This window comes from Pseudomonas fluorescens, from assembly GCF_902497995.1.
GTDB classification, from domain to species: domain Bacteria; phylum Pseudomonadota; class Gammaproteobacteria; order Pseudomonadales; family Pseudomonadaceae; genus Aquipseudomonas; species Aquipseudomonas fluorescens_BK.
The window spans coordinates 223,770-235,426 of record NZ_CABVII010000001.1 but is presented as its reverse complement, the minus strand read 5'-3'; the positions used below and the strand labels follow the sequence as shown (position 1 = coordinate 235,426).

Here is an 11,657-nt window from a genome sequence, read left to right as displayed (position 1 = left end):
TGTGTTCAGCGGCGACGGAACAGCGGCAGCGGTTCGTCGGTGGCGGCCTGATAGGTCACCGAGAAGTCCTTGAGACTTTCCAGGGCTTCATAGGGGTCTTTGTCGGCGCGCAAGGCAAAGGCATCGAATCCACAGCGACGCAAGTAAAACAACTGATCACGCAGCACATCGCCGATCGCCCGCAGTTCGCCCTTGAAACCATAACGGTCACGCAGCAGGCGGGCGTTGGAGTAATTGCGGCCATCGGTGAAGGCCGGGAAGTTCAGGGCGATGACCTGGAACTGATCCACGTCGTCACCGATTTCTTCGGCTTCTTCGTCGGCGTCCAGCCACACACCCAGGCCGCCATCGCGGGCCTTGAGCATACGGCTGTGTTCGCGCCACAGCTGCAGCGGGACGATGTAGTCGTCGCAGTTGCTGATCTCGTCGATGTTGAAGTCCTTCGGCAACAAGTGCCAGGTTTCGTCGACGACTTCGTTGTTCTTAATTATTCGCTGCATAGACGCGCTCCTTGAAGAGGTCGATGCCAATACGCTGATAGGTGTCGATGAAGCGCTCGTCTTCGGTACGTTGTTCGATGTACACGTCGATCAGCTTCTCGATCACGTCAGGCATGGCGTCCTGGGCGAAGGACGGGCCGAGGATCTTGCCCAGGCTCGCATCGCGAGTGCCGCTGCCACCCAGGGACACCTGGTAGAACTCTTCGCCTTTCTTGTCGACTCCGAGGATGCCGATGTGGCCAACGTGGTGGTGACCACAGGCGTTCATGCAACCGGAGATGTTCAGGTCCAGTTCGCCGATGTCGAACAGATAGTCCAGGTCGTCGAAACGGCGCTGGATCGATTCGGCGATCGGGATCGACTTGGCGTTGGCCAGGGAGCAGAAATCGCCGCCCGGGCAGCAGATGATATCGGTCAGCAAGCCGATGTTCGGCGTGGCGAAGCCTTGCTCGCGCAGTTCGCCCCACATCTCGAACAACCGGTCCTGTTCCACGTCGGCCAGAATGATGTTCTGCTCGTGGGAAGTGCGCAGCTGACCGAAGCTGTAACGCTCGGCCAAGTCGGCCACGGCGTCGAGCTGTTTGTCGGTGATGTCGCCCGGGGCAACGCCGGTCGGCTTCAGGGACAGGGTCACCGCCACATAGCCCGGCTTCTTGTGGGCCAGGGTATTGCGGGTGCGCCAGCGGGCAAAGCCCGGGTGCTGCCGGTCGAGCTCGGCGAGTGCGGCGCTCTGGTTGTCCAGCGCCTTGTACTGGGGATCGACGAAGTGCTTGGCGACGCGATGCACTTCGGCCTCGGTCAACGTGGTCTGGCCACCGCGCAGGTGTTCCATTTCCGCGTCGACTTTTTGCGCGAAGACTTCAGGCGTCAGGGCCTTGACCAGAATCTTGATCCGCGCCTTGTACTTGTTGTCACGACGGCCGTAGCGGTTGTAGACCCGCAGAATGGCGTCGAGGTAGCTCAACAGGTCCTGCCACGGCAGGAACTCATTGATGAATGCGCCCACCACCGGCGTCCGGCCCAGGCCGCCACCGACCAGCACACGGAAGCCGATTTCGCCCGCGGCGTTATGTACCGCCTCCAGGCCGATGTCATGGACTTCGATGGCGGCACGGTCGGACGTGGACCCGTTGATCGCAATCTTGAACTTGCGCGGCAAGTAAGCGAATTCCGGGTGGAATGTCGTCCACTGGCGGACGATCTCGCACCATGGGCGCGGATCGATCAACTCGTCGGCGGCGACACCGGCGAACTGGTCGGTGGTGACGTTGCGCAGGCAGTTGCCGCTGGTCTGGATCGCGTGCATCTGCACGGTCGCCAGTTCAGCGAGGATGTCCGGGATGTCTTCCAGCGCCGGCCAGTTGAACTGCACGTTCTGCCGGGTACTGATGTGGGCATAGCCCTTGTCATAGTCGCGAGCGATTTTGGCCATCATTCGCGTCTGGCGCGAAGTCAGTTGGCCGTAAGGCACCGCTACCCGCAACATCGGCGCGAAACGCTGGATATAAAGCCCGTTCTGCAGGCGCAAAGGGCGGAATTCTTCTTCGCTCAGCTCGCCTGCCAGATAGCGTCGGGTCTGATCACGGAACTGCTTGACGCGGTCCTCGATGATCCGCTGATCGTACTCGTCGTATACGTACATATAAGTCCTGTTCTCAGGCTTGGGCCGGTCGGATCCAGTTGCGTTTTTCGCTTTGCTGAAGTCTCCGATACTGCCTCGGCAATTCTGCGCGCACGGCCGCGCACTCCCTACGGAGCCGGGGCAAGATACCAGTTTGCAGTTATGCGCAAAAGTGATGTTTGAGTATATGCAAAGAACCAAAAGGACTAATGAGAATCGTTGTTGCAAAGCCCCTGGTTGTGATGAGGGCAATCATCGTCTTAACTGTGGTCGAGTCTTTATGCAATCACCGATAAAACCGACAAGAGGCGATGCAATGAGCAACCCTACCAAAGTCACAAAACCCGATAGTACGGTGGATGCCTGGGCCATCCTGTTCCTGATCATCCTGGTCGTGGGCACTGCGGTATTCTGGGTCAGTCATCAATAATGGACCTTGTCCGGGCTCGTCTCGACGATGGTCGGACACAATCCGGATCCAACGCCGTTTTACGGGGGTTCGCTGACTGGAATGTGCGGTGAATTTTCGGGGCTCGGACGATCAATGTTGAAGTTTCTCTGTGGCGTATTACTGGCGCTGGGGATGGTCATGGGACCCTGTGCCCAGGCGGCTTCAGTGTTGTTCCTGAATCCAGCAACCACCAGCGAGGCTTTTTGGGTCAGTTACTCGCAGTTCATGCAGGCCGCAGCCAAGGACCTGGCCATGGATTTGCGCATTCAGTACGCCGACCATCTCGCTGAAACCACCCTGGCGCAGGCTCGTGAAGCCTTGCAAGGGCCAGACCGGCCGGACTATCTGGTGTTCGTCAACGAGCAGTACGTCGCCCTCGAAATCCTGCGTATGGCGCAAGGCAGTGGCGTAAAACTGTTCATGGTCAATAATGCGCTGACCCCGGGCCAGATGAGCTTGCTTGGCTCGCAGCCTGAAAAATATCCCGATTGGCTGGGCAGCCTGGTGCCCAACGACGAGGAGGGCGGCTACCTGATGCTCAAGGAGCTGATTCGCCTGCATCCCCCGGCAGCCCCCGGCCAAGTCATTGAGCTGCTGGCATTTTCCGGTCTGAAGGTGACACCGGCGGCGCAGTTGCGGGAGAAAGGCATGATGCGCGCCCTGACCGAACACCCTGAAGTGCGTTTGCGCCAGTTGGTGTATGGCGGCTGGACCCGGGAGCGGGCCTACGAGCAGGCCGGATTGTTGTTCAAACGCTACCCGAAGGTTTCGTTGGTATGGTCGGCCAATGACGAAATGGCCTTGGGGGTCATGCAAGCGTATGCCGAAGCCGGAGGCCAACCTGGAAAGGACGCACTGTTCGGCGCCATCAACCATTCACCCGCTGCCTTGCAAGCGCTGTTGGACGGTCGACTGAGCGTGCTGCTGGGTGGGCATTTCAGTCTGGGCGGTTGGGCGCTCGTGCAGTTGCATGACTACGACCAGGGCGTGGATTTCGGTCAGTACGGCGGACGCGACCGGCAGATTCCGTTGTTGCAGCTGATTGATCGGGCACAAGCCAGGCGCCTGCTGGAGCTGGGTGGCAGGCAGGATTACGGTGTGAATTTTCTCAAGCTCTCGGCCAAGGGACAGCCGGCGTCGTATCGCTACCCGTTCAGCCTGCAAACCTTGATGCACTGAGGTATTTGCACTGGATCAGGCATCAAGTCCCGGCCAGAAGCAGCACCAGTTTGACGATGCCGAACAGGGTCAGGGCGAATACCGCCGTGAACAGAACCCCCAGGATCACGAAATGACTCGGCTTGCCGTGAGTGAAGTCGCGAGCCCGGTTCTTCCCGCTTTGCACTCCGAACGCCGCAGCCATGACGCTGTGCAGCATTTGCCAGAAGGTGGGTGGCTTGTTGTTGTCGACTGGATCGTCCATAAACCCCTCGTCACTGATGTGTGAAAGGTAAGCATAGACAATCCACGACATGCACAAACCTAATGTGGGAGCGGGCTTGCTCGCGAAGGGGCCATGACATTCAACATCTTCGTTGACTGTTACACCGCTTTCGCGAGCAAGCCCGCTCCCACAGGGGATCTGTGTTGACCACAGCATTAATTGTGGCCAGCACAGCAATTTTAGTTGTCGTAGCCCAGGTTCGGTGCCAGCCACCGCTCGGTCACACTCAGCTCCTGGCCTTTGCGCGACGTATAGCTCTGCACCTGGTCCTTATCAATCTTGCCCACGGCAAAGTACTGCGCCTGCGGGTGTGCAAAGTACCAGCCGCTGACCGCTGCCGCCGGGAACATCGCGTAATGTTCGGTGAGGAATACGCCGCTGCGGCCGGCTTTCATTTCGCTCGCTTGCGGGTCGAGCAACGCGAACAGCGTGCCTTTCTCGGTGTGATCCGGGCACGCCGGGTAGCCCGGAGCAGGGCGGATGCCGGTGTATTGCTCCTTGATCAGCGCCTCGTTGTCGAGCGTCTCGTCCTTGGCGTAACCCCAGTAATCCTTGCGGACCTGCTGGTGCAGCCATTCGGCACACGCCTCGGCCAAACGGTCGGCCAGGGCCTTGACCATGATCGAGTTGTAATCGTCGCCAGCATCCTGGTAGGCCTTGGCCACTTCTTCGGCGCCGATGCCGGCGGTGGTGATGAAACCACCCACGTAGTCGGTCACTTCGCTGTCCTTCGGCGCGACGAAGTCGGCCAGGGAGAAGTTCGGCTTGCCGTCGGTCTTGATGATCTGCTGACGCAGGTGATGCAGCTTGGCCAGTGGCTTGCCGTCGTCGCCGTAGAGCTCGATGTCATCGTCGCGCACCTGGTTGGCCGGCCAGAAGCCGAACACCGCTCGGGCGCTGATGAGTTTTTCGTCGATCAGCTTGGCGAGCATTTCCCGGGCATCGGCGTACAGCGCGGTGGCGGCTTCACCGACCACTTCATCGTTAAGGATGCGCGGGAACTTGCCGGCCAGGTCCCAGGAGATGAAGAACGGCGTCCAGTCGATGTATTCGGCCAACACCTTGAGGTCGATGTTGTCCAGCACTTTGGCGCCGGTGAAGGTCGGTTTGACCGGGGTGTAGGTGCTCCAGTCGAACTGCGGCTTCTTGGCGATCGCGGCCGGGTAGCTCAGGCGTTCGGTACGGGCGCTGCGATTGGCGGTGCGCTCGCGGACTTCGATGTACTCAAGGCGAGTCTTCTCGACGAACGCCGGTTTCAACTCCTTGGACAGCAACTGCGTCGCCACGCCCACGGCGCGCGAGGCGTCGGTGACATAGATCACCGCATCGTTGCTGTACTTCGGCTCGATCTTCACCGCGGTGTGGGCCTTGGAGGTGGTCGCGCCACCGATCATCAGCGGCAGGTGGAAGCCCTGGCGCTGCATCTCGCGGGCCACGTGGACCATTTCATCCAGCGAAGGCGTGATCAGGCCCGACAGGCCGATGATGTCGCACTTCTGCTCCTTGGCCACTTGCAGGATCTTCTCGGCCGGCACCATCACGCCGAGGTCGACGATGTCATAGCCGTTACAGCCCAGCACCACGCCCACGATGTTCTTGCCGATGTCGTGCACGTCGCCCTTGACCGTGGCCATGAGGATCTTGCCCTTGGCTTCCGGCTTGTCGCCTTTTTCCAGTTCGATGAACGGAATCAAGTGCGCCACGGCCTGCTTCATCACTCGGGCGGATTTCACCACTTGCGGCAGGAACATTTTGCCAGCGCCGAACAGGTCGCCGACGATATTCATGCCGGACATCAGCGGGCCTTCGATCACTTCGATCGGTCGGGCGAACGACTGGCGCGATTCTTCGGTGTCTTCGACGATGTGGGTGGTGATGCCCTTGACCAGCGCATGCTCCAGGCGCTTGTTGACGTCCCAGCCACGCCACTCTTCGGTCTCGGCTTCCTTGACGCTGCCGTCGCCCTTGTACTTGTCGGCAATGGCGAGGAGGGCGTCAGTGCCTTCCGGGGTGCGGTTGAGCACTACGTCTTCAACGGCGTCACGCAGTTCGGCCGGGATCTGGTCGTAGATCTCCAGCTGACCGGCGTTGACGATACCCATGGTCAGGCCGTTGCGGATCGCATACAGCAGGAACACCGAGTGAATCGCCTCGCGCACCGGGTTGTTGCCGCGGAAGGAGAACGACACGTTGGACACGCCCCCCGAGGTCAGGGCATACGGCAGTTCGTCGCGGATGTAGGCGCAGGCATTGATGAAGTCCACAGCGTAGTTGTTGTGCTCTTCGATGCCGGTGGCCACGGCGAAGATGTTCGGGTCGAAGATGATGTCTTCCGGCGGGAAGCCGACTTCGTTGACCAGGATGTCGTAGGAGCGTTTGCAGATTTCTTTCTTGCGCGCTTCGGTGTCGGCCTGGCCGGCTTCGTCGAACGCCATTACGACCACTGCGGCGCCGTAGCGCTTACACAGTTTGGCGTGATGAATGAACTGCTCGACGCCTTCCTTCATGCTGATCGAGTTGACAATGCCCTTGCCCTGGATGCATTTGAGGCCGGCTTCGATCACTTCCCACTTGGAGGAGTCGATCATGATCGGCACGCGGGAGATATCCGGCTCGCCGGCAATCAGATTGAGGAAGGTCACCATGGCCTTCTTCGAATCGAGCATCCCCTCGTCCATGTTGATGTCGATCACCTGGGCGCCGGCTTCGACCTGCTGCAGGGCGACTTCCAGGGCTTCGGTGTAGTTGTCGTCACGAATCAGCCGGGCGAACTTGGCGGAACCGGTGATGTTGGTGCGTTCGCCGACGTTGACGAACAGCGAGCTGCGATCGATGGTGAAGGGTTCCAGGCCCGAGAGGCGGCAGGCCTTGGGAATCTCCGGAATTTCCCGCGGCGCGTAACCGGCCACGGCCTTGGCGATGGCTTCGATATGGCCTGGCGTGGTGCCGCAGCAGCCGCCGACAATGTTGAGAAAGCCGCTTTGGGCGAATTCTTCGATGACTTTGGCGGTTTCCGACGGCAGTTCGTCGTACTCGCCGAATTCGTTCGGCAGGCCGGCGTTCGGGTGCGCGGAGACGTAGGTGCCGGCCTTGTTCGACAGCTCTTCCAGGTACGGGCGCAATTCGCTGGCACCGAGGGCGCAGTTCAGGCCGACCGAAATCGGCTTGGCGTGGGCCACGGAGTTCCAGAAGGCTTCGGTGGTCTGCCCGGACAGGGTGCGACCGGAGGCGTCGGTGATGGTGCCGGAAATCATGATTGGCAACTCGACGCCCAGCTCTTCGTAAACCCCTTGCACGGCGAAGATCGCGGCCTTGGCGTTCAGGGTGTCGAAGATGGTTTCGATCAGGATCAGGTCGGCGCCGCCTTCGATCAGGCCCTTGGTGGCCTCGGTGTAGTTTTCCACCAGTTCATCGAAGGTCACGTTGCGATAGCCGGGGTTGTTCACGTCCGGGGACAGCGAGCAGGTACGGCTGGTAGGCCCGAGCACGCCGGCGACGAAGCGCGGCCGGTCCGGGGTTTCCAGGGTCTTGGCGTCCGCCACCTTGCGTGCCAGGCGGGCGCCTTCTACGTTTAGCTCGTACGCCAGGTCCTGCATGCCGTAGTCGGCCTGGGACACCTGGGTGGCGTTGAAGGTGTTGGTTTCCAGAATGTCGGCGCCGGCATCCAGGTAGGCCTTTTCGATCGAGCCGATCACGTCCGGGCGCGTCAGCACCAGCAGGTCGTTGTTACCCTTGACGTCGCTCGGCCAGTCGGCAAAGCGTTTGCCGCGGTAATCCTGCTCCTCGAGCTTGTAGCTCTGGATCATCGTGCCCATGCCGCCATCGAGTATCAGGATGCGCTCTTTGAGGGCGTGCTTGAGAGCTTGAAGGCGAACACTGCGATCGGACATTGGGACTACTCGGAAAGACCATGACGAAGGGCCGGGATGATAGCAAACCTGTGCGGTTTTAGAGCATGTTGCGGTTTTGCATGAATCTGGCTCATGTTGACACGCCACCAACCCGCAGTACTGTAGGAGCGAGGCTTGCCCGCGAAGAACGATAACGCGGTATGGCAGATACACCGCGGCGCCTGGTTCGCCGGCAAGCCTGGCTCCTACGGGCGGTTCGTGCAGTGCTGCGGGTTGGGGCGTTTGGAGGTCATTGCCACGCCTTCACTTTCCCGACAAAAATACTGGGACTTTGTCCGGCGCGTTGATTGGCGTAAACTGCGCCCAAGCCTGCGAGGAGTTTCCATGACCGCTATTACCATTACCGACGCCGCCCACGACTATCTGGCCGATCTGCTTTCCAAGCAGAACACGCCGGGTATCGGCATCCGCGTCTTTATCACCCAGCCCGGCACCCAGTACGCCGAAACCTGCATTGCCTACTGCAAGCCGGGCGAAGAAAAAGCTGAAGACACGGCGCTGGGGTTGAAAAGCTTCACCGCCTACATCGATTCGTTCAGCGAAGCTTTCCTGGACGACGCGGTAGTCGACTACGCCACCGACCGCATGGGCGGCCAGCTGACCATCAAGGCGCCAAACGCCAAAGTACCGATGGTCAACGCCGACAGCCCGATCAACGAGCGTATCAACTATTATCTGCAGACCGAGATCAACCCGGGGCTCGCAAGCCACGGCGGTCAGGTCAGCCTGATCGATGTGGTCGACGACGGCATCGCCGTGCTGAAGTTCGGCGGCGGCTGCCAGGGCTGCGGCCAGGCAGATGTCACCCTGCGCGAAGGCATCGAGCGTACTCTGCTTGAGCGAGTTCCCGAGCTCAAGGGCGTTCGCGACGTGACTGACCACACGCAGAAAGAAAACGCCTATTACTAAGGTGTTCGCTGCGAAATGAAAAACGGCGCCCCGTGAGCGCCGTTTTTTTATGGGTGAAGTTCACTGGCGCCTTCGCGAGCAAGCCCGCTCCCACATTGGAATGCGATCAACTGTGGGAGCGGGCTTGCTCGCGAAGGCGCCCTATGGCCGATACAAATGCGCATGCCCGGCGCGATACAGCGATGACTCACTGAACTGATCGCTCCCCAACACCCGGCCCACCAGAATCAACGCCGTGCGCCGAAACCCCTTCGCTTCAACCTTCCCGGCAATATCCGCCAACGTACCCACCACCCAATCCTGATCCGGCCAGGTCGCCCGGTGAATCACCGCGATCGGGCAGTCCGCGCCGTAATGCGGCAGCAATTCGACCAGGATCTTCTCTAGATGATTGACCCCCAGATGGATCGCCATGGTCGCCCCATGCTGCGCCAGGCTGCCGAGTTCTTCGCCGGCTGGCATGACTGTCTTGTCGGCGTAGCGGGTCAGAATCACGCTCTGCGACACGTCCGGCAAGGTCAACTCCGCACCCAGAAGCGCCGCGCAAGCCGCCGTCGCGGTCACGCCGGGAATGATTTCAAAGGCAATGTCGAGTTCACGCAGGTAGCGAATCTGCTCGCCGATGGCCCCATACAGGCTCGGATCGCCGGAATGCACCCGCGCCACATCCTGGCCCTTGGCATGGGCTGTCTTGATCAAATCGATGATCTGTTCCAGGTGCAGTTCGGCGCTGTTAACCAGCTGTTCGGCCTGATGGCCTTCGAGCACCGCGGCGGGCACCAGGGAGCCGGCATAGATGATCACCGGGCAACTGCGAATCAGCCGCTGGCCTTTGACGGTGATCAGTTCCGGGTCGCCGGGACCTGCGCCAATGAAGTAGACAGTCATCGTCGATTCCTGTGAAAAAAGGGCCTGGGCAAGGCTTCAGATGAAGATTGCTCATGATCGAAAGGGGGGATTATCGGGGATTTTATGCAGCGCCAGCCAATGCGAGAGTGGCCTGGGCATATTTCTGTCGCGAAATCAGCAGTTTTGCCGGCGCCTGGGCCAGTTGTTCGGCAAGGGCCAGGGCGGCACTTTCCGCGACACCGTAACAGCCGGTGCGTTCGAATGCGATGTCCGAGCGGTGGCTGAGTTGCGGCTGATAACCGGCCAATTGTTCGCTGCTGAAATACATCAGCGGCAGCGCAAGCTGTGCGGCCAGTTCGATGAGGCCAGGTTCTTCGCGTTTCAGGTCGATGCTGGCCAGGGCCTTGATCTCGCGCAGTTCGATTCGATGAGCCTGTAACGCCTGGTCGAGCAATGCCCGCAACGTGCTGACGGGGCAGCCGCGCTGGCAGCCCAGGCCGACCACCAGGGTCGGCACGGTGCTGATATCCGTCATGCGTCGTATTGGCCATCGCTTTTGCGGCGGAACAACCAGGCGCTGATCAGGCCCAGGGCCAGCCAGAACGCGACGTTGGTCAGCTGCGAAGCGATTTTGAACTGCGATTCGAGGGCTTGCGGAGCGAGCATCGAATGCACTTCCGGTTGTGGCGCGCCAATCACGTGCGGAACGGCAAGGATCGCGACACCGAGGATCTTCATCAGCCAGTGACGGCTGAACACGATCAGGGCGATGCCGGTCGCGGTGGAGGCAGCGGTGCCGATCCACCAGATCTGCCGTTGCGCCAGATCGGCCGCGGCAGTCCCAGGCAGTTCAGGCGGCAGGCCGAGGGTCGGCGCGAGCACGAAGGTCGCATAGCCGGCCAGGCCCCAGAGCAGGCCTTGAGAGGTTTTGGTCGGGGCGCGCAAGGTATAGAGACCGGCGAGCATCAGGGCGAAACCGACCGCTACCACCAGGTTGCCGCCGGTGGTCGACAGCACGCGCTGCCAGCCGTCTTCCGGCTCCCACGCTTGCGCATCATGGGTGTGAGCGGCGACAGCGCCCGCGGCGTGCTCATGAACTTCAACAGTCGCCGGCTCGGATTTTTCGTAGGTCTCGGCCTGCAGAATCAGCGGCGAAACCCAGAAACTTTGCAGCAGGGTCAGCAGCAGGGCGGCCAGCAGCCCGGTGAAGCCTGCGGTTTGCGCGATACGCTTGATCATGTCGACAGGTCTCAATGGCACGGGAACGCGGAGCTGTGACGGGTATCGTGCGCGGCATTGTGCACCGCTTCGATGTGCGAGAAGCCGGCGAAATACACCAGGCTTGCGCCAAGGATCGACGCACACGCGGCGGCGGTCAGGCGTTGGGTCAGGGTCGTGGTGCTGCTGGCGGTGCTCTTGTCTGTATTGCTGCCGGTGCTGCTGATGATCGACATGGCGCTTCCCTCTGGTCTGTCAGCGGGTGAATAGAGCGCATGGAAGATCCCTGCGCATCAGGCGCGCAGAGGCTCGAACAGCGCCCGCCCACCGCGGGTTTGTTATTCAGTGATCACAATGGTCACTTTGTGTTGCGGGCCGGTCTCCGGGCTCACGAGGGGCTTTGGCTTTCGCCGTGACCTGCAAGCATCACCTTCCCATGCCGAACTGCTGGCACAGTGGATCTGACGCTTCGCTCGCTTACCGTTGCGGGGGCAGCACCGGACTGACATGGCTTTGAGTAAAGCACATGATTCACCGGTTTCCCGTTTCACCCTGTGAAGGGCACCCGTAACAAGGCGTGTAGGAGAGCATGGGTGGGGGTTGGGCGTCAATTGGCAGGGGGGCTCGGGATCGCGGTGAATTCTTCGCGGGCAAGCCTCGCTCCTACAGGATCGCGGTGCTCTTGTAGGAGCGAGCGGTGCGGCGATCCGACTTGCCCGCGAAGGCGTCCTGTCTGTCTCACAGATATCTGCGC

Annotated in this window: 10 protein-coding genes and 1 riboswitch; of the genes, 2 read left to right on the top strand and 8 right to left on the bottom strand. The window is 60.7% G+C overall.

Going from position 1 to position 11,657, the window contains the following annotated elements; genetic code table 11:
- Positions 1–5: 5 nt before the first annotated feature.
- A complete protein-coding gene (locus F8N80_RS01030) occupies positions 6–500 on the bottom strand; it encodes a DUF934 domain-containing protein (RefSeq protein ID WP_128872728.1) in 495 nt (164 codons plus the stop codon).
- Positions 484–2,142: a nitrite/sulfite reductase gene (locus F8N80_RS01025; protein ID WP_150782998.1), complete on the bottom strand. Its 1,659-nt coding sequence runs from the start codon at positions 2,140–2,142 to the stop codon at positions 484–486. The genes F8N80_RS01030 and F8N80_RS01025 overlap by 17 nt, the downstream gene beginning before the upstream one ends.
- 523 nt (positions 2,143–2,665) lie before the next feature.
- On the opposite strand from F8N80_RS01025, the gene F8N80_RS01020 reads away from it, so the two are divergent.
- Entirely contained in the window at positions 2,666–3,751 is a 1,086-nt protein-coding gene (locus F8N80_RS01020; protein WP_150782997.1) for an ABC transporter substrate-binding protein, read from the top strand.
- 22 nt (positions 3,752–3,773) lie between these two features.
- Here F8N80_RS01020 and F8N80_RS01015 read toward each other — a convergent pair whose 3' ends face one another.
- Positions 3,774–3,995 (bottom strand): DUF2970 domain-containing protein, encoded by a 222-nt coding sequence (locus tag F8N80_RS01015; protein ID WP_150745001.1) that lies wholly within the window; start codon positions 3,993–3,995, stop codon positions 3,774–3,776.
- Between the two features lie 200 nt (positions 3,996–4,195).
- Positions 4,196–7,906, bottom strand: a complete 3,711-nt coding sequence (gene metH, locus F8N80_RS01010; RefSeq protein ID WP_150745000.1) for a methionine synthase — start codon at positions 7,904–7,906, stop codon at positions 4,196–4,198.
- Between the two features lie 345 nt (positions 7,907–8,251).
- Here metH and nfuA point away from each other — a divergent pair, with 345 nt between their 5' ends.
- Complete coding sequence (gene nfuA, locus F8N80_RS01005; protein WP_150744999.1) at positions 8,252–8,836, top strand: Fe-S biogenesis protein NfuA; 585 nt, start codon at positions 8,252–8,254, stop codon at positions 8,834–8,836.
- Positions 8,837–8,977: 141 nt separating this feature from the next.
- Here the strand turns inward: nfuA and cobM are convergent, their stop codons facing one another.
- The 4 genes from cobM to F8N80_RS00985 all read right to left on the bottom strand — a co-directional run bounded on the left by cobM (position 8,978) and on the right by F8N80_RS00985 (position 11,139).
- Positions 8,978–9,724 carry a precorrin-4 C(11)-methyltransferase gene (gene cobM / locus F8N80_RS01000; RefSeq protein WP_150782996.1) on the bottom strand — a complete coding sequence of 249 codons (747 nt, stop codon included), beginning with the start codon at positions 9,722–9,724 and terminating at the stop codon, positions 8,978–8,980.
- Between the two features lie 82 nt (positions 9,725–9,806).
- Entirely contained in the window at positions 9,807–10,220 is a 414-nt protein-coding gene (locus tag F8N80_RS00995) for a cobalamin biosynthesis protein (protein ID WP_150744997.1), read from the bottom strand.
- Positions 10,217–10,924 carry a CbtA family protein gene (locus F8N80_RS00990; RefSeq protein ID WP_150782995.1) on the bottom strand — a complete coding sequence of 236 codons (708 nt, stop codon included), beginning with the start codon at positions 10,922–10,924 and terminating at the stop codon, positions 10,217–10,219. The genes F8N80_RS00995 and F8N80_RS00990 overlap by 4 nt, the downstream gene beginning before the upstream one ends.
- A gap of 11 nt (positions 10,925–10,935) precedes the next feature.
- Positions 10,936–11,139, bottom strand: a complete 204-nt coding sequence (locus tag F8N80_RS00985) for a CbtB domain-containing protein (protein ID WP_150744995.1) — start codon at positions 11,137–11,139, stop codon at positions 10,936–10,938.
- Positions 11,140–11,259: 120 nt separating this feature from the next.
- Positions 11,260–11,487, bottom strand: a riboswitch (cobalamin riboswitch).
- Positions 11,488–11,657 lie beyond the last annotated feature (170 nt).